The following is a 19,258-nucleotide window of genomic DNA, read 5'->3' on the forward strand; positions in this document are numbered from 1 at the left end:
GTAAGACTCAGGCTTTGGCGATAAGCCTGGAGTTCCGCTCGTTACGAAAGCTCAGCTGCTCGATGGTCTGAGTGGCCTGTTCGGCCTCGGTACGGGCGTTGAGGATCACGTCGTGATGTGGGGACTTGCTGCAGACCGGATCGGCGTTGGCCGCATCGCCGGTCAGCATGAAGGCTTGGCAGCGGCAGCCACCAAAATCCTTTTCCTTTTCATCGCAGCTGCGGCAGGGTTCTGGCATCCAGTCATAACCGCGGAAATGATTGAAGCCAAAGGAGTCATACCAGATGTGCTGAAGGCTATGATCCTTCACATTCGGAAACTGGATCGGCAGCTGGCGAGCGCCGTGGCAGGGCAATGCGGTGCCATCCGGCGTGACGGTAAGGAAGATACTGCCCCAACCGTTCATGCAGGCCTTGGGACGTTCTTCATAATAGTCCGGCGTCACGAAGATCAGCTTGCAGGGATGGCCTTCGGCTTCGAGCTTGGCGCGGTATTCGTTGGTGATGCGTTCGGCGCGTACCAGTTGCTCTTTAGTGGGTAACAGGCCGACCCGATTGAGCTGCGCCCAACCATAGAACTGGCACGTCGCAAGCTCGACGAAATCCGCTTCCAGGGCGATACACAGCTCGATAATACGGTCGATCTTATCGATATTGTGCCGATGCGTGACAAAGTTGAGCACCATGGGGTAGCCATGGGCTTTTACCGCGCGGGCCATCTCCAGCTTCTGGGCAAAGGCTTTTTTGGAGCCGGCGAGCAGGTTGTTTACCTCTTCGTCGCTGGCCTGAAAGCTGATCTGGATATGATCAAGCCCGGCGTCGCGAAAGGTAGCGATCTTCTGCTCGGTAAGGCCGATGCCGGAGGTGATCAGGTTGGTGTAGTACCCCAGCCTACGAGCCTCGCCGATCAGTTCGGCCAGATCCTGGCGTACCAGAGGCTCGCCGCCAGAAAAGCCCAGCTGTGCTGCGCCCATCTGCCGGGCCTGCTGCATGACGGTGAACCACTGTTCGGTGGTCAGCTCCTTGCCTTGAGCCGCAAAGTCCAGGGGATTGGAGCAGTAGGGGCACTGCAGGGGACAGCGGTAGGTCAGTTCTGCAAGGAGCCACAAGGGCAGTCCTACCGCAGGCTGCTCAGGCAGGTTAGCCGAGTTGGATCCAGTGCTCTGCACGAGCAACCTCCATGAACTGCTCCACATCGTCACTGAGTTCCGGGACGCCTGGGAAGCGTTCGTTCAACGCATCAATGATGGCGGCCACGTCACGCTGGCCGTCGATGAGTTCGCCAATGGCACCAGCACTTTCGTTCAGCTTGATCATGCCTTCCGGGTAGAGCAGTACGAAGCCGTTCTGTGCGGGCTCGAACTGGAAGCGATAGCCAGGGCGCCAGCGCGGCACTTGGGTACGATCAAAGCTCATAGTTGAATTCCTTTATGCCAGACGCGCTGGTCGGTTACGGTATGGTAGGGCGGCCGTTTCAGCTCGTAGGCCATGCTCATGGCATCCAGCATGCTCCAGAGGATATCGAGCTTGAATTGCAGGATTTCAAGCATGCGCTGCTGGGCATCATAAGTGGTGTAGTGCTGGAGGGTGATGTGCAGGCCATGCTCCACATCGCGGCGTGCCTGACCAAGGCGTGTGCGAAAGTATTCATAGCCGGCTGGGTCGATCCAAGGGTAATGCTGGGGCCAGCTATCCAGACGCGATTGGTGAATCTGCGGAGCAAAAAGTTCGGTCAACGAGCTGCTGGCTGCTTCCTGCCAGGAGGCGCGGCGCGCAAAGTTGACGTAGGCGTCTACCGCGAAGCGTACGCCAGGGAGCACTAGTTCTTGCGAGAGAACCTGCTCACGGTGGAGTCCTGTTGCTTCAGCCAGGCGTAGCCAAGCCTCGATTCCACCTTCCGTTCCAGGAGCACCGTCATGGTCAAGAATACGCTGAACCCACTCGCGGCGAATCTCGCGGTCCGGACAGTTCGCCATGATGGCGGCGTCTTTTAGAGGAATGTTTACCTGATAGTAGAAGCGGTTGGCCACCCAGCCCTGGATCTGCTCGCGTGTCGCACGGCCTTCATACATGGCGACGTGATAGGGATGATAGATGTGGTAATACGCGCCCTTGGCGCGCAGGGCCTGTTCGAACTCTTCAGGGGTGAGGGCGTGTGGCATGTCTGGCCTCCTCGGTAGATAAAATGACCGGATGCACGCGGATCACAGCTCGATGCTCATGCCATCCCAGGCGACTTCGACGCCGCGTCGCTCGACTTCTGCTCGTTCGGGCGAGTCCTCATCCAGAATCGGATTGGTGTTGTTGATGTGGATAAGCACCTTGCGTGGCGAGGTCAGCTGGTCGAGGACCTCAAGCATGCCGCCAGGGCCGTTCTGAGCCAGATGGCCCATCTCGCGGCCGGTGCGCGTGCCAACGCCACGGCGCTGCATTTCATCGTCTTCCCACAGGGTTCCATCAACCAGCAGACAGTCGGCCTCGGCCATTTTGGCCAGCAGGGCGTTATCCACCTGACCCAGGCCTGGCGCATAGAACAGCTTGCCGCCCGTAAGCAGGTCTTCAACGATCAGCCCGATGTTGTCACCGGGATGCGGATCGAAGCGGTGCGGCGAATAGGGCGGTGCAGCGCTACGCAGCGGTAGAGGCGTGAAGCGCAGGTTCGGGCATGCCGGAATAACGAAGCTGTCTTCCAGCTCGATACGGTTCCAGCGCAGGCCGCCGTTCCAGTGTTCCAGCATGTTGAACAACGGGAAGCCAGTCGTGAGATCCTGATGAACCATATCGGTACACCAGACCTCATGGGGGCAGCCCTCACGCAGGCTGAGCAGACCTGTCGTGTGGTCGATCTGGCTATCGAGTAGAATGATCGCGCCGATACCGGTGTCGCGCAGCGCACGGCCCGGCTGCATTGGCGCAAAGCTCTGCAGCTGAGCGCGGATATCAGGTGAAGCATTACACAGGATCCAATTCACACCATCGTCAGAAAGGGCAATGGATGACTGGGTACGAGGTTGCGCGCGAAGGCTGCCATCACGAACGCCACGGCAGTTGGGACAATTGCAGTTCCACTGAGGAAAGCCGCCGCCTGCAGCGGAGCCAAGAATCTGGATATACATGATTTATCTATGAAATGCGGCCAACTTAGAACTTGTCACGAGCGGCGAGGGACATTCAGGAGAAGCACCTGTTGGCGGTCCGGCTGCGCCGAACAGGCCTCGCGGTAGGCATGACCCACTTCTAAGGTGGCTAGAAAAGGAACGCCCCGGATAACCGGGGCGCTGGATCACGCAATCAACGGTTAGCGAAGTACATGGTGACTTCGAAGCCAATGCGCAGATCGGTATAAGCAGGTTTAGTCCACATAATGAATACCCCTCAAAGTGATATCGGAAAGGTCCGATTTACTTAGTACAAAATACCTTGCATACGTTCAGGATAAACACATCCTGAAACGCACTTAAGCTAGTTTACCCTGATATGGTGCGACGTATAGTTACAGGGTTCGCCAATGTGTTTCTGTCGAGACATGGTTGGCTAAACAGGTCCAGCCGTGGTAAGCGCTGTGTAAGGCATGTAAGGCGTACTGAAGGTCGTCAGGGTGTAGAGCCAGGATCGCTTTGCGAAGATCATCGAGATAAGTCAGCGGATAACCTCCCTGATGGGCGCTCCATAGCTCTTCACCCAGCTGGCGGGTGTCGAGTGCACTAGGTAGGAACTGATCGGCAAGGACCTTTTTCTGCTGCCCGAATGGCTCATGGGTCAGTGCGGCGATTTCGGTCGGCAACCGGGCAAGAAACGCCTCGATATGATTAAGGATGTCTGCGGTCGTCACCGTTGGAGACTGGATGCCAAACACGAGCGTTGACCGTCCCGCGATCTGACGGACACTGGAAAATACCGCATACCCCAGCTGCAGCTCCACACGCATGCGCTGGTAAAAGCGCGGTTGCACGAGATGGCCAAGGAACCGCCAGGCGGCCTCCTGCCGGATGTCATGGGGCGGTGCCGGACAGGCCAGCAGAACGGCATGTTCAGACGAGTGCCCGGGAACGGTGTGCCACCATCGACCACTACGGCTCGGCGGGATTGGGGGGCGCTGTGCAGGTGCTCCGGGCAAGTCCAGCAAGCAATGGCGAAGCGAGTTCAGCTCCATCTCCGAAAAGCCGATAGACAAGCCATCCCACTGTGCAACAGACCATTGTCCAGCAAGCTGGGCGGGGCCTTCCCTTTCCTGACCTGCCTGATCCGACTGGGTCTGAGGAGGCTCCGCCATCAGATTGGTGAGCCGGCTTATGAGCTGCCTGATAGGCATGCTGTTCGGCTCAGCGGGCGGCTGGCTGAAGGCTTGCCAAGCTTCGTGGCTGGGCCTATGGAGCATAGGGATGAGCGCATGGAGTACAGCCGGAATCGCCTCACTCAAGCCGGTCAGCCTAAGCTGCCATTGCTGGCCAAGTGTGCTGAGTGAAACCTCAACACCTGCCTGGCGTGCCTGATGGATGATAGCTTGCAGTGCGTGGTTGAGTGTGCGGACGAGAGCCGGTTGATTCGCGGCCGGCTCCAGAAAGTGCCAGCGGATATACAGTGCACCTTCACCCAGGCTGGCAGCCGCTTCCTGGATATTCTGAAGAGCGGGTAGCGAAACGGAATCTGCTCCCGTCTCAATTTGCGCAGGCACGAGGAATGGGTTGAGCGGTGGAAGCGTCCAGTTCAGGGCTGGCGCTTGTTGACGCTCGCATGCGCCTGGAGCAGGAAGCAAATTGTGTTCAGGCTTCAAGTGCCCGAGCAGGTGTCGCAAAGCGGTTACGCCAGCGCTTGATAGGCCCGGTGTATTCAACCCGTCGTCGAGAAGTGACCGGGCCAGTGGCAATGCGGCGCTGGTTGCACGTGTTCGCTGCGCGAGGCGCGTGTATTCCGCCTGTAGCTCAGTCAGATCAGGCTGGCGTTCCAGGAACGTCAGCCAGTCGAAAAAGGCATGAGCTATCTGTGATGACGCTTTAATGCCTGCCTCGGTCAAAGCTATTTCAACAGAGAGTACCGCCTGCTGCCTGAAGTGATAGAGCGGCTCCAGCGTCAGCGTCTTGATCCATCCTTTCTTTCGCAAGGTGCTTATCAGGCCGCCGGTATGTTCGGCGTGCATCCAGAGAGCCAGGCAATCAATGGCCTCACGACTATCAGCGGGCAGGTCTTCCAAGGCGAACAGCAAACTGAGCGTCTCTGTATCCGGAGGCTCTACCGGTGCGATGTGTTCTGGAGGAAGAAGCGCAGGGGGCGATAATGGCTCGATACGCTCCCCCGCCTTGAAACTAGCGCCGTAACGGTCTGCCAGCTGGCGTAGTTCATCCAGGGGCTGTGGTCCTACCAAGACCAGCGTCATCTGTCCGGCTTGATAGAAGCGCTCGTGGAAGCCTTTCAGTGCTGCTTGAAAACGCAGGTTGGGCACGAGCAGGCTGTAGCGGTTGCCCGCATGGAATGCTGTGACAGGATGGCGGCGCGACAATGGGTGCATCTGCCACGTCAGGCGGTGCGTGCGGGTATCCCTTGACCAGGCAATAAACTCGGCATGGATAACCTCGCGCTCGCGGCGTTGATCTTCGTAGGCAAGACGCGGGTGGACGAGCATGTCACACAGACGGGCAACTCCGCCTTCCAGCGCGGCAGGTGGCACCTCGAAAAAAAAGTCCGTGGTGCGATCCCGTGTACTGGCATTGACCTGCCCGGCATGGCGTTGCACGTAAGCCATCAGGCCTTCATCAGCGGGATAGACCTGCGTGCCCAGGAAAAGAAGGTGCTCAAGGAAATGTGCAAGCCCGGGCCATGCGCTATCCACATCATGACTTCCTACGGCGACCCGAATGGCGGCCGAGGCCCGTTTGAGTCGAGGCACCTGTCCCAGAATAACGGTCAGGCCGTTGGCAAGGCGAAGGGATTCGAATCGGGTGGCAGACAAGTTATTCATGGCAGTCGTTATGCACCGGTGATATGCACAGGGCTTGTTGGAGCCGCTCTACGGCTTTGTTGCAGGCAGAAATGCATCGTTAGGCTACACGGATAAGGCCATGTCCGGCCATGTCCCAAGAAATTGCCATGCTTTAAGCAGAACTTTTCCGGATATCGCGTGCTTTTCAGGTGTATTTATGTACAGTATCTGATGTGTATCGATACATTGCGGATCAAGGCGTTTTAAAGCGCACAATGTATGGCGCTCGCCATTACGGTCAGTGTTTTCTGTTCTTCATCTTTTCACCGACAGACTGACTTATCTATTGATGACCGTTGATTTGAATATCGACAGCCTGGCTGTCGGTCTGCTGTTTTGAGGACGTTGTTCGTGGACGACACTACAGGCTCATCCGTCAGCCATCTCTCCAATCTCGAGCGGCTGCGAAGCCGTCTGCTCGATCTCAGCGCCCGTAACCGGCTGCTCAATTTTTCCCATGCGCGGAGCAAGCGTTTCGTTCGCGTGATCGACGAGCTTCCGGACCAGTTGTTCGAGATGCTGCTTTCCGAGCGCTCGATGCGCTTTGCGGCCGTGCCTGAGCCTACGCAAGCGTTGCTGCTCCAGCATGGCTTTCTGGAAAAAGACCCCTGTACGGGGCAAATGCGCGAAGTCAAAAAACTACCTGCCGCAGAAGAGTGGGCTGCTGTATTGGGCATGGCTTCCAGCTATGAACTTCCCATGCCGATACTGGCCGAGGCGCCTGTCGTGGATGACAGCCTTCTGCGGCTTGAAAACGAAGGGGGCCTGATCGAAGAGCCTCCCGTGCTGGGGGAGATCCGGGAGCGCAAGCACTCGGATGAGTCCATTCAGAGCCTTTATTTTCCGCCCGAACTCGAGGCGCGCCTGCAGATTCTGCATGCCCAGTCACGGGTCGCGCTGGAAGAAAGCGGTGCGAATATCCTGTATCTGGCCATTGGCTTTCTGGAATGGGACGAATCTGTAGCCGGTAGCAACAGTACGCGTCTGGCGCCGCTCATGCTTGTGCCCGTGCAGCTGGAAAAAGGCAGGCTCAACGCAGAAACCGCGACCTTCGAATACCGTATCCAGTACACCGGCGAAGATATCCTGACCAACCTGTCGCTCAGGGAAAAGCTGCAACTGGACTTTGGAATTGCGTTGCCCTCCATCACCGAAGAGCTGACGCCCGAGGCCTATTTCCGTCTGGTACAGGATACGATCCTCAGGGCCAAGCCTACCTGGCAGGTGCGCCGGTTTGCCTCGCTCGGCCTGTTCGAATTCGGCAAGCTGATGATGTATCTGGATCTTGATTCGGAGCGCTGGAGCGACGGGCAGCTGGGCGCGCATCCGCTGGTACAGCGCCTGACAGGCGCCTCGGTGGATGAAAAGGAGCCTCTGGCCGAGGCTGGATTCAGTGCTGAATACGCAATTGATGAACTGCCCGAGGTGCACGAGCATTATCCGCTGATCGACGATGCGGACAGCTCCCAGCATAGTGCGCTGGTGGATGTCATCCGGGGTGAAAACCTGGTCATCGAAGGGCCCCCTGGTACCGGCAAGTCCCAGACCATTACCAATATGATCGCGGCGGCCATGGCTCAGGGTAAGAAGGTGCTGTTTGTGGCAGAAAAGCGCGCAGCGCTGGAGGTGGTCAAGAATCGTCTGGAGCGGGCAGGGCTGGGTGATTTCTGCCTGGAGCTGCACAGCCATAAAAGCCAGAAGCAGGCGGTGATCTCCAGTATCCGCCAGCGAATCCAGAAACGGGGTACCTTTCGTTCGCCCAAGGAGCGACAGGCTCAGATCGAGCACTATGAACGTCTGAAGCGACAGCTCAACCGCTATGTCGAGCAATTGCACGCTCCCTACGAGCAGGTTGGCATGACGGCGCATCAGATTCTCATGCAGGCGACCCGTTTGCGTGAGAGCCTGCCTGTGGCGCCTTCCGAACTGCATCCTGTGTATGACTTGCCTGTTTCGCGTGTACAGCTGGAAGAGCAAGCCAACTTTTACGCCATCTACTACCGCAAGACTGCGCAGGAAGCTGGCGAGCCGGGACGGCTGGAAACCCACCCCTGGTTTGGCTGCCGCCTCATCCGTTTGACCGGCACCGAGCGGGAAGGCCTTATGTCGTCGCTTGAGCATGCCCGGCAAGCGCTGACCCGCTTTGCTGCGCTCAGGGCTCCACTGGCCGAACGGATGGGGGCACCGGCGCTCGCGCAGTTCACGCCCCAGGCACTGGCTGATCTGGCGGAGCGCCTTCCCGCGTTGATCCTCCCGCAAGGCGACGAGGATTGGACATTGCTGCCCTTGCTGGATGAATCATCCTGTACAGCATTGGGTGACTGGCTGGAGCGGTTCGATGCCTTGCTCAAGGGGCAGGAAGCCCTAGCGCGCCGTTTCAAGCCTGACGCCATTCGTTCCGCCGATATCTGCCAGCTGCTTAACCGGGCTTGCGCTGCGCTACGGTTGCATGTGGAAGGAGAGCTGGACCTGTCACAGGCGCTGGACCTCATGAAGCGAACCCGCGACCTGATGCAGGCAGCTGCTCAGGTCAATACGGCCGTGCAACACTTGCAAGAGCAGGGCGCGGCAGGCGAGTGGATAAGCGACCGGGAGGGACTGGAGCAGCTGGGTACGTTGCTTCTCCTGGCGCAGGCACTGCCGGCCGAGTTGGTCGAGGCGCGTCAGCGAAGCTATGAAGACGAGGCGCTCGATATCCTACTCTCCAAGCTCGCGGATCAGCTGCCCGAACTGCGCCGTCAGCGTGAGCATCTGTCCAAGGTGTTTTCGTTCAGCCGCCTGCCCGATAGCCAGCGTCTGGAGGATCTGCATCGCGTGCTGTCCGATGCGTCTCTGCTGCGCTGGTTCAAGGGCGAGTGGCGAGCGGCCAAGGCAGAACTGCTGACGCTGATACGGCCCGGTGTGAAGCTGGGCGAAGGCATCGACGCGCTGGTGGAGGCCGTCGCGTTTCAGCGTGAAAGCACGGCGCTGGCGCAGAATACCGGCTATGCCCAAAAGCTGGGGCCACTGTTCAAAGGGCTAGAAACAGAAGTTGATGATCTCTTACGTCTGCGCGCTTGGTATCGTCAGGTCCGTGAAACCTGCGGGCGCGGCTTTGGTGTCAAGGTATGGATTGCGGATTACCTGACCAAGGCAGACGCTGCGGACATCGCCGCGTTACAGGGTGAGGCCGATACACTGCTGGCCTATCTGGGAGAAGTAGAGGATTTAAGGCAGGACCTCGAAACCCTGTTTACCTTTGATGCTCATGATCTGCGCACACAGCCGCTGCTAGCCGCTGACGGTGTGCTGGTCCGCCTGCTCAAGAGCGTGGGTGGGGCGCTCAAGGCGATGCTGCCCTATGTTCGGGAGCAGAATCCAACGCTCAATGGGTTGCAGGCACAGATCAAAACCCTGGAGGCATGGCAGCAAAGCGCTGCCCAGCTGCGTCAGGACCAGCAGCTTGCGGCTGTGCTGGAAGGCCGCGAGCTACCGACCCTGGAGCAAGCCTCAAGCGCCCGCGCCACCCTCAACACCTGGCGTCATACCGTCGAGCTTGCCCGGCCATTGCTGGCGTTGTCTGTTGGGCGTGATCTGATGGCACGTCTGGCCGAAGAGGACGCGGACGGCGCCGAACGCCTGATCCAGGAGTGGCAAGAGCAGGCTGCGGTCATTCAGCAGGCCATGGCAGCCTGGGAGGACCGTCTGGACGCTTTCCTGGTACGAGGAGAAATCGAGCCTGACGAATGGTGGCAAGTCGTTACGGAGCCGACATTCGAGGCGCTGGAAGCACGTTTGCGCCGGGCGTCCGAACGTGAAGACCTGCTCGACCACTGGTTCGAATACCGTCGACTACGTAGCCGGCTGGCTGATCTTGGTTTCGAGTCTACCGTTGTGGCCATCGAACGGCAGCGTCTGACGGCAGATCAATGCGCTGACGGCTGCCTGCTGGGCCTGCTGGACCGCTGGGCCTGCCAGATCCTAGAGGATAACCCAGCGCTGGGGCAGTTTTCCGGTAAGGAACAGGAGGCTATTCGAGCGCGCTTTGCCGAAATCGACCAGGCGCTCAAACAGATTCAGCGCGAGGAGGTGGCGTACGACATCGATCAGGTAGAAGTGCCTGCCGGCAACAACTCCGGCAAGGTGAAGGAGCGCACCGAGCTGGCCCTGCTGGAGCACGAAGCCAGCAAACAGCGCAGCCATCAGCCGATTCGCAGTCTCATGCAGCGTGCCGTCAAAGCACTGCAGGCACTCAAGCCCTGCTTCATGATGAGTCCGATGGCGGTAGCGCAATACCTGCCCGCGGGCGAAGTGGAGTTTGATCTGGTGGTAATGGACGAAGCCTCGCAGATGCGTCCCGAAGAGTCCTTGGGCAGCATTGCCCGCGGTCGTCAGCTCGTGGTCGTCGGTGATCCGAAACAGCTGCCGCCCACCAACTTCTTTGCACGCCAGGGAACGGGAGACGACGCAGAAGATGAAGACCTGTCCCTCGCTCAGGATTCCGAAAGTATCCTGGATGCGGCCATGCCCTTGTTCCGGCTGCGCCGCCTGCGCTGGCACTACCGCTCGCGGCATGAAAGCCTGATTGCGTTTTCCAACGCGGCCTTCTATGACGGTAACCTGGTGGTCTATCCCTCACCGCATCGCGAGTCGGCTGAGTTTGGCGTCAAGTTTGAGCGTATCGGCAACGGCCGTTTCGTCGAGCAGCGCAACGTAGAGGAAGCCGAGGCAGTTGTGGCAGCGATTGAGCATCACCTGCTCAATCGCCCCCAGGAGTCCCTGGGCGTGGTTGCGATGAACGTCAAGCAGTCTGACCAAATCGAGCGCCTACTGGAGCTGCGCGCCAAGCAGAACCCGGAGCTTCAGCTTGCCTGGGAGCGTAATGCGGGACTGGCCGAGCCGCTGTTCATCAAGAACCTGGAAAACGTGCAGGGGGATGAGCGAGACGTCATTTTCATCTCGTTCACCTACGGCCCCATGGAGGCAGGTGGCAAGGTGCCCCAGCGCTTTGGCCCGATCAACAGCGACTCGGGTTGGCGACGGCTGAACGTCTTGTTCACTCGCTCCAAGAAGCGTATGCACATTTTCACGTCGTTCACGGCATCGGATGTACTCGTTACCGGTACGTCGAGTCGTGGCGTACACGCGCTGCGTAACTTCTTGCACTATGCCGAGACGGGGTATCTGCCGCGCGTGGAAGAAACCGCACGCGCCCCGGACAGCGACTTCGAGATTGCCGTCATGGACGCCTTGTCTCGCTACGGTTACACCTGTGAGCCGCAGGTTGGTGTGGCAGGCTTTTTCATCGATCTGGCCGTGCGTGATCCTGAACAGCCAGGGCGTTACCTGATGGGGATCGAATGTGATGGGGCTGCTTACCACTCAGCCAAGTCCGCGCGGGACCGGGACCGGTTGCGTCAAAGCGTCCTGGAGCAATTGGGCTGGCGGATCCGCCGAATCTGGTCAGTGGACTGGTTCCGTAACCCTCGTACACAGCTCGATCCCATTATTCATGAGCTTGATCAGCTACGAAGGGAAAGTCCTGTCTCTGCCAAGCAGTTGAGCGAAGAGGAAAGGACCATGGAGCATGAGGTTTTAGATGCAAGCGTAGGGACCCACCTGCTGGCTGAGCCTCCTGTTACAGAGGGAGCAAATCACGGCCCGGACGATATGAACCCGCACGTCCACTAAAATAAAGGCCCGCCAAGAGCGGGTCTTTTGCTGGAGCCTGCCTGTTAGCAGGCTTCGCCGTACAGCGTTTTCTCACGGTTGATCATGATATCTGCCAGGAACCAATAGGCTTCGCCCCAGGCACTCAGGATCTCGTCAGTGGCCGCATCACCCAATACATCCTTGATGGCTGGGAGCAGGGCATTGGCAACTGCAGGGTAGTGTTCGGCCTTGACGTGTGTGGCTACGTGTCGTGCGCAGATCTTGTCCACTGCACCCTGAATCGCTTCCAGATGGTCCACGTTCTTGGCAAAGGCCAGGATGGCGGCAGCCAGGCGTCTGGGTTGTTCGCCCGACTTGTGGGCGGCTTCGTCGAACAGTGCCTTTATCTCTGGATCGACAAACAGACGCTCGTACATGCGGGTCGTAATGGCAACGCCATGCTCCTGAATGACAGGCGCCGTTGATTTGATAATGGCAATGGTGTCAGGTGATAAAGGCTGGCTCATAAGGCTTCCTACCGTATTATCAGGCCGCTGCAAAAGGCGGCCCTGTTGTCATCAGGCTAGTGTTATCGATAGCAGCGCCCCTCGGCGGAGGGCTTGCTAGCAGCATAGACTACCGCGCTGATATCGCCGCAAAGGCACGAATCGATGGCTGTAGCCTAATAAGGTTGCGAGGCGGAGGTATTGATATATGTCATGGTGCCTGCAATAGGCCAGACACCATGACGAGCGGTCAGGCTCAACGGGCGTCAGGAAACCTTGAAGCCCGGCTTGATATGCGCCACCAGATCAAGGAAAAGCGTCCATGTACGCTCGGTAGACGAAATGCTCAAGCATTCATCGGGCGAGTGTGCGTTACGGATGTCCGGGCCGAAGGAGATCATATCAACATCCTGCAGCTTGGCGCTGAACACACCGCACTCCAGTCCCGCATGGATTCCTGCCACTTCAGGAGCACGGCCATATTGAGCGGTGAAACGTTCAACAAACAGGTCGCGTAACGGGGATTCCGGCCGGAAGGGCCAGGCAGGATAACCATCATGCAGTTCGAAGCGTGCACCGATCACACGTGCCAGGGCTTCGAGCTTGGCAACGGTCGCCTCCATTTGCGAAGGCTGCGAACTGCGGCTGGCGCTGCCAAAGCTGATCTCGTCGCCTACGATATCCAGCGTACCCAGGTTGGTAGAGGTTTCTACAAGGCCGGCTATATCCGGGCTCATACGTTGAACACCCTGGGGCATCAGGATCAGGGCTTCACTAAGGGCCTTGGTTGTCGCTTGGGCAAAGCAGCGCTCCGGCATGGATGCTGCCTCCAATACCAGCTCAAGGCCGGGATCGGCCGTTACGTATTCCTGTGAAAGCCGCTCGTACCATGTCTTCAAGGTGGCGTCGAAAGCGTCGATGTTGTCTGGAGAGATAAGCAGCGTGACTTCAGCGCGGCGGGGTATCGCATTGCTCTTGCCTGAGCCTCCTTGTACATGCGCAACGTGAACATCATGCTTGGCCAGTAGATCACTCAAGATACGGCCCAGCAGCAAGATTGCATTGCCACGTGGCGTATGAATATCCAGGCCTGAATGTCCCCCTTTAAGGCCGCGTACGTGCAGCTTCATGGCTCTTGAGCCGGCAGGAACGTCGCTCCACTGGATCGGAAGACGCATATCACTGCGATTGCCACCCGAGCAGCTGGTAAACAGCAGGCCCTCTTCTTCGCTATCGATATTGAGAAACAAGCGACCCTTCAGGCCGGATGTATCAAGTTTCGAGGCCCCTCTGAGACCTACCTCTTCCTGGGACGTGAAAATAGCCTCCAGTGGAGGGTGCGGAATGTCGCGGCTTTCCAGCAATGCCAGCATGAACGCCACGGCAATGCCGTTATCGGCGCCCAGGGTAGTGCCATCAGCCTTGAGCAGGTCGCCTTCAATACGCAGCGAGATGGGGTCGCGATTGAAGTCGATGGGGTTGCCTTCGTTCTTCTCGCACACCATATCGGTATGCCCCTGCAGGATGGTTACAGGCGCATCTTCATAACCAGCGCTACCTGGCTTGCGGATAATGACATTATCTAAGGCATCACGTTCGGCCTGCAGGCCATGGCGATCGGCAAATGCCATCAGGTGATCGGCAACAGCCTGCTCGTGGAAAGAGGGGCGGGGAATAGCGGAAAGTGCTGCGAAATGACGAAAAACTGCAGCCGGGGCAAGATGCTCAACAGAGGCCGACATGATGGCTCCAGAAAAAGGAAAACGTTGAGCGTCGGCTGATGCTGCTGGCGAGTCAAGCAGTTTTACCCATGAAGCACCCGCCAGAGCGCCTCATGAGAAGGGCGGCTTACTGGTTCATGCGCTGGCGATAATCCACCAGCTCCTTGCCCAGCGCCTCGGTGGCATCCTGAAGCGTATCGATCGGACGCTTGCGGCAATAGTCACTGATCCACTGCATGCGCAGGCTGTCATCCATTCCTTCTGAAATATTCTTGATTCCACTGCGGGTGGACTCATTGAAGAAGGTGAAATAACCCGACACCCACTCACTGGCATACGGCTTCTCAGCGCTCCAGGTACTGAGCAGGTCACGGCAGGTCTTGGATCCAATACCCAACGCCTTGATGGGCTCATCCCCGTCGGCGGCAAACGCCCCTTGCGCCAGACCGCTCACCAGTGCCAGCGTCATGGCTATCCCTGTCATTCGTTTCATGGTCGTCCTCATGGGTTGGAAGCGTAACGTACCTTTATAAGGCGAGACCTGTAGAGGATCAACACTATGCTTGGTTTTTGCCATAGCAGTCATGGCTTTATTGGGATGACAGCTGTTTTTCGAATAAAACGGTTTGTATAAGTTTCGCTATTCGCCAAGTTTAGGTAAGTAATTGTAAATGGGTACTTTAAATAAAAATTGGAAGCCAGGATTCGGTAGTATTGTGACATGGTTCGCCGCCGATAAAAATGGCTATATTTCAGTTATGGTAAATAACTGTTGGGGTGATATTCCTCGGCTTCTTCTTGATTTAGAAAGCGTAGAAGAAAAGCTTGATGAATTCAGCGAGTTTATGTGGGAAGAATCCACTGCTTACAGTGAGTTTCAATATGATATTGAGGGGAAAACAATTCTAGATTGTTATTCTGCAGGCACTTATCGAAGCTGCTCAAATAAAAGAGAAATACAAAGCCTTATAAATGAAAAGCCCGACCCTCAGTTCCCAGTTATTAGAGAATATGACGTTCCATCTAAAAAAGGCTTTTATATTTATCATGCGGTTGAAGGGGATAGTCCTGGCGAAGACTATCCTGTTGGTTACAATGGTTCAACTGAAATGGGAGACTATTTCAGGTATTTGATTCCTACAAGAATGGCATATATTTCAAATATCCCTGCTTCCTTGAGAGGTATAGTTGTTGTGTCTAATGCACTGGACTTTTCTAAAGATCAGTTGATACCTAATAAAGATATAAATAAAGTATTTGCCAACTTATATGGTAAGTCTTAAGTCACTAGCTCAGCGGGATCCGCTCAACCTCATCTAGGCTGATGTCGTCCCGGCGACGGTCATAGGGCTATATCGCTCGGGTCAAAGAAAGGATTAATTTATGAGTTTTACTTGGCTAAAAAAGCTTGAGTCGGAGCTGAATTGTTGTGGCGTATCTTATGGAGATTTTTTTCACCTGCTTTCGTCAGCTATCGTTGAAAGAAAAATAAATTTTATTGGCTTTTTAAGCGATGCGTCGAGGGGTTAGGTTTTAATGTTAGAGAAGGCCTTTTTTATCTACTTGATCAGGATTTGGATGAGCCGTCAGAGTTTAATAAAGTTTCCTTCTTTATAGGTTATGTGGAAAGCTCTTCAATTCCTGTTCCTGAGTTTGTAAGAGCTATGGAAGTGGCTGTATTAACATATGTAAAAGAATTTAATGATGAAAAAGATACGGTTTTAGATGGTTTGTCGAAGCTAGAGCTTAGATATTCAGATTTTTTAAATTGAGAAGGTGGTTTATGTAAAATCTGATTTTGTAATATCTTTAATTCTCTCTAAGTTTGGCATTTCCTCAATAGGTGGAGCTTAAATTTATTCCAAAGGATTTGCATGCATATAATAGATGTAAAGTCTATAATTTAAAAGATTCCCTTTTAAAACATGAAAGTAGCTATATGGATAACCTTGTGTCTGCATACGCCGTTATCCACGCCAAAACGGCCTGATATCACGGATATCAAATACACCTTATGTTCCAGGGGCATGGCTACCTATCGAGCCACTACCGGTTTATCAGAAGCAGTACAGCTTTCTATAGCGATATAGTGAGGTACGACTGTATAAGCCCGCTTAGCACAAGCGCCTATAGTCGGATTCGCTCGACCTCATCAAGGCTAGATATCACCTAGGCGTCAGTCATAATGCTGCGTGTTCCGGGTCGAGGAGTGGTTGTCCATAGCTGCCGCGTTCTCCAGCGTGCTGGCATTTTTCAGGTACACGGTAATCCCCGTGGCTCGGAAGGTGTGTTGCCAATCGGCGTCTCGATCTCTGTCGCTAACGTACGTTTCTTATTATGGTATGGGCGATAGTCTGGGGCTGCGGTCCTTTGAGAGCCAGCTTAATGCGGTGCTGATCGCGGTGAGCATGACATGCTGTTGCCCTGTCTATAAATGCCAGCAAAGCTGTTCCGCTCCATGAATAGAACCGCTTGTCCAAGTCAGGTAAGTCTGCCTCAAGTTTCTGCATAAAATGCCGAGATGTATCTGAATAGATACAAAGCGCCGGAAAATTTCACGGATGAAAATAGCTTTAAAGCGTTTGTACGCCATGGATGAGGAATCAAGAGTATGAGTGCAGTCAAAATACCCAGCCTCATGCCTCCCGCCGGTTATAGCCTGTCTAGTTTTGCCGGAAGCCCTTCGTACCCTTATGCAAGTGCCTTTGTAACGCCTGCTCTTCAGTTCCGCCTCTGGTTTACCCCATTTTTTATTTTCCTCCCGCTTGTATAGCTGCATTGACCTGTGGCTGAGCTTTTTTAATACCTAATCATTTCATCAGGATGTAGTTATGAACAGGACTTTATTTCGTCGCAGCTTACTGGCAACAATCATTTCCGCTATGGCTGTTCAAGCACATGCGCTCGAATATGATTTAGGTAATGGGTATCGTTTGTGGAACAGCGAAACCGTTACAGAATCGCTTAATTTAACGGGGCAGCGTAATCAGCAGAGTAGCGCCGACAAAATGGGCGTTGAGTTCACGGGTGCAAATATCCAAGGCTCTTTAATTTCTCAGGGAAACTATTTTTTCTCAGGCCTTACCAGAAGCAGTGGAATCACAATGGATCCTTTCGATCCTTCCGTTGCAAACTCAGTTATTGCGGGAGATTTGATTAATAAAGGCAACATTACGTTAAGCAATGTTGAGTATGCTGAAGGCATCGAAATCGGTAAAGCCATGGTTTCCGGCTCGATCATCAATGCGGGTAACATACTTATCACTGCAGCTTCTGATAACAGCGAGGCCGAAGGTGTTTATCTACACGGCACTACTATCGGAAAAGACTTCGTTAATAGCGGAACAATTGATGTTCGAACACCTTATGCAACAGGGCTTATTCTTGATCGCGAGAGCGATACGCCTGTAAGCATTGGCGGCAAGCTCATCAATACAGGCCTCATTCGTGCCCAAGGTTATTCCGCTAATGCCTTTGATATTGAAGCTCCCACCTCACCGCTGCGCATAGAAAACCAAGGCACTATGGAAGCCATTGGCGATCAATCCTTTGCGGTTGTTCTGTACGACGGGCAGATCGAGTCCTTTTCCAACAGTGGAACTATCCGAGCGGCAGGAGAAAACTCGAAAGGTATTGTGTTCAAAGGAGCTACCTTTGCAAACAATGCTCCGCCTGAACAAGGCATTATTAATACCGGTCTTATTGAGGCCGACGGTACTGCTATTGAAGTAACAGGTGAGCAGCTTTCTCCTTTTGCCATCAACCAGCGCGCCGGCCTGATCAAGGGCGGTCAGACGGCGATTGATGGCGGTAACCTTGCAACCCTTAACTGGACCGGTGGGCGTATCGACGGCGATGTGCTGGATATGGCTGCTGTTAATGTTTTAGGCAGCGCTCAGTACAGTGGCGGGACTATCGCCGCGCCACGTGTCGATATTGCGTCGGGTGGCTCGTTGAATCTTGAGCAGGCAGGCTCGTCGATCAACGGCGATTTGCAGGTTGCCTCAGGTGGCACTATCGATATGCGTCTTTCCAATGCGGTTGATCCCAGCGCGGCGTACCTGACCGTTAACGGTAAGGCGGCGTTTGCATCGGGTTCCAGCATTACCTTAAGTGCAAAGCCGCAGGACTTTACGCCAAGTGCTTCGGGTACGCAGTACACGTTGGTCAAGGCCGCGCAGGTGCAGGATAACGGGCTACGTGTTGCCAGCGCGTCCTCCTTATTGAAGGTGGACAGTTACGCGACGGACGCCCGGACCGTTAACGCAGTGGTCAGCCTGAAGGAAGATAAGCAGGTCGACGCTGATCTGGCCAATGTGGGCGCATCGCAAAACGCGCGTGACGCGGTCAATAACTTCAAGAACAGCACTATCGGCGGGTTGACGGCAAGCGATCCGGTGTTCAAGGCGTTTGCCAATGCAGGGTCCGAGGAGGCGCTAGCACGTCTGGCTGAGCGGTTGAGTCCTGAGGTCAACCGGGGCTCTGTCCAGGCGGCGGTTGCAGGCCAGAACCTCGTTAACAGCGCTATTGGCAGCCGAGTCCGAGGCATGCGTTCGGGGCTTTCGTCTGGTGATGTGCTGACCGAGACAGGCGTTTGGGTTCAAGGCTTGAGCAATACATCCGATCAGGATCAGCGTGATGGCGTTGCGGGTTACTCGGCTAACAGTTCCGGCATTGCTGTTGGGGCTGACGGTAAGCTCAATGAGCGTACAACGGTAGGTGTTGCCTATAGCTACCTCAACTCTAACGTAACGTCCGATACGGGTAATAAAACGGATGTGAAGGGTAATGCCTTTACGTTGTATGGCAGCTATGACTGGCAGAACTGGTTCGTTGACGGCAGTTTGACCTATGGCCGTAACGATAACGATGGCAAGCGCTATATCGCCGATACGGTTGCCAAGGGCAGCTACGACAGTGAGCTGTTCGGACTGAATGCGCTTGCAGGTTATTCCTACACGTTTGCCGAGCAGTGGTTGCTCGAACCGCGCGTGGCTGCGCGCTATAGCAACGTTAAAATTGATGGCTATAGTGAAAAGGGCTCTTCCGCAGCGCTGCGTAATAACGCACAGCGTTATGAAGTAGGTGAGCTAGGTGCAGGTCTGCGTGTAGCGGCTGATTTCCCGCTGGCGCAAGGTAACCTTCAACCTGAAGCCACACTGATGGCCTACCACGATTTCATTGGTGATCGTGTCAGTGGTACTTCATCGTTCCTGCTCGGTGGTACGCCTTTCGTTACGACGGGAGCTTCTCCTGTTCGTGATACCTATGAGGCTGGTGTAGGGGTTAATTATCAGCTGGGAGCCGTCAGTGTGGGTGCGAATTACAACTACACGGCAAAGACAGGCTACCAGTCTGATACCTTCCTCTTGAAGGCGCGCTACGCATTCTAATGAGTACAGGCGGCCTGCTGATCCAGCGGGC

General features: G+C 55.5%; 13 protein-coding genes. 4 read left to right on the plus strand and 9 right to left on the minus strand.

What is annotated here, in order from left to right; genetic code table 11:
- Positions 1 to 7: 7 nt before the first annotated feature.
- The 6 genes from pqqE to pqqF all read right to left on the minus strand — a co-directional run bounded on the left by pqqE (position 8) and on the right by pqqF (position 5,955).
- The gene (gene pqqE / locus JQR86_RS02140) at positions 8 to 1,168 is read right to left on the minus strand and encodes a pyrroloquinoline quinone biosynthesis protein PqqE (protein ID WP_219650967.1); all 1,161 of its coding nucleotides are present in this window, start codon (positions 1,166 to 1,168) and stop codon (positions 8 to 10) included.
- A complete protein-coding gene (gene pqqD / locus JQR86_RS02145; RefSeq protein ID WP_312272412.1) occupies positions 1,140 to 1,415 on the minus strand; it encodes a pyrroloquinoline quinone biosynthesis peptide chaperone PqqD in 276 nt (91 codons plus the stop codon). The genes pqqE and pqqD overlap by 29 nt, the downstream gene beginning before the upstream one ends.
- A complete protein-coding gene (gene pqqC / locus JQR86_RS02150; protein ID WP_407362412.1) occupies positions 1,412 to 2,161 on the minus strand; it encodes a pyrroloquinoline-quinone synthase PqqC in 750 nt (249 codons plus the stop codon). The genes pqqD and pqqC overlap by 4 nt, the downstream gene beginning before the upstream one ends.
- A gap of 42 nt (positions 2,162 to 2,203) precedes the next feature.
- Complete coding sequence (gene pqqB / locus JQR86_RS02155) at positions 2,204 to 3,115, minus strand: pyrroloquinoline quinone biosynthesis protein PqqB (protein WP_312272410.1); 912 nt, start codon at positions 3,113 to 3,115, stop codon at positions 2,204 to 2,206.
- A 175-nt stretch (positions 3,116 to 3,290) separates the two neighbouring features.
- On the minus strand, positions 3,291 to 3,362 hold the full coding sequence (gene pqqA / locus JQR86_RS02160) for a pyrroloquinoline quinone precursor peptide PqqA (RefSeq protein WP_003243383.1): 72 nt from the start codon (positions 3,360 to 3,362) through the stop codon (positions 3,291 to 3,293).
- Positions 3,363 to 3,492: 130 nt separating this feature from the next.
- Positions 3,493 to 5,955, minus strand: a complete 2,463-nt coding sequence (pqqF, locus tag JQR86_RS02165) for a pyrroloquinoline quinone biosynthesis protein PqqF (protein WP_407362411.1) — start codon at positions 5,953 to 5,955, stop codon at positions 3,493 to 3,495.
- 372 nt (positions 5,956 to 6,327) lie between these two features.
- On the opposite strand from pqqF, the gene hhe reads away from it, so the two are divergent.
- Positions 6,328 to 11,646, plus strand: a complete 5,319-nt coding sequence (hhe, locus tag JQR86_RS02170; RefSeq protein ID WP_434154228.1) for a DUF4011 domain-containing anti-phage protein Hhe — start codon at positions 6,328 to 6,330, stop codon at positions 11,644 to 11,646.
- A gap of 44 nt (positions 11,647 to 11,690) precedes the next feature.
- On the opposite strand, the gene JQR86_RS02175 is transcribed toward hhe, so the two are convergent.
- The 3 genes from JQR86_RS02175 to JQR86_RS02185 all read right to left on the minus strand — a co-directional run bounded on the left by JQR86_RS02175 (position 11,691) and on the right by JQR86_RS02185 (position 14,327).
- On the minus strand, positions 11,691 to 12,134 hold the full coding sequence (locus JQR86_RS02175) for a globin domain-containing protein (protein WP_125889439.1): 444 nt from the start codon (positions 12,132 to 12,134) through the stop codon (positions 11,691 to 11,693).
- A gap of 245 nt (positions 12,135 to 12,379) precedes the next feature.
- Positions 12,380 to 13,855 (minus strand): aminoacyl-histidine dipeptidase, encoded by a 1,476-nt coding sequence (locus JQR86_RS02180; protein WP_434154230.1) that lies wholly within the window; start codon positions 13,853 to 13,855, stop codon positions 12,380 to 12,382.
- A gap of 106 nt (positions 13,856 to 13,961) precedes the next feature.
- Entirely contained in the window at positions 13,962 to 14,327 is a 366-nt protein-coding gene (locus tag JQR86_RS02185; protein WP_312272406.1) for a hypothetical protein, read from the minus strand.
- Positions 14,328 to 14,505: 178 nt separating this feature from the next.
- Here JQR86_RS02185 and JQR86_RS02190 point away from each other — a divergent pair, with 178 nt between their 5' ends.
- From JQR86_RS02190 to JQR86_RS02200, 3 genes are all read left to right on the plus strand, one after another.
- Positions 14,506 to 15,117, plus strand: a complete 612-nt coding sequence (locus tag JQR86_RS02190; protein WP_434154231.1) for a hypothetical protein — start codon at positions 14,506 to 14,508, stop codon at positions 15,115 to 15,117.
- 291 nt (positions 15,118 to 15,408) lie between these two features.
- Positions 15,409 to 15,606: a hypothetical protein gene (locus JQR86_RS02195; RefSeq protein ID WP_434154232.1), complete on the plus strand. Its 198-nt coding sequence runs from the start codon at positions 15,409 to 15,411 to the stop codon at positions 15,604 to 15,606.
- Positions 15,607 to 16,938: 1,332 nt separating this feature from the next.
- Positions 16,939 to 19,227 carry an autotransporter outer membrane beta-barrel domain-containing protein gene (locus JQR86_RS02200; RefSeq protein ID WP_434154233.1) on the plus strand — a complete coding sequence of 763 codons (2,289 nt, stop codon included), beginning with the start codon at positions 16,939 to 16,941 and terminating at the stop codon, positions 19,225 to 19,227.
- Positions 19,228 to 19,258 lie beyond the last annotated feature (31 nt).

This window comes from Pseudomonas sp. JZ134 (genome assembly GCF_051027695.1).
GTDB classification, from domain to species: domain Bacteria; phylum Pseudomonadota; class Gammaproteobacteria; order Pseudomonadales; family Pseudomonadaceae; genus Chryseomonas; species Chryseomonas luteola.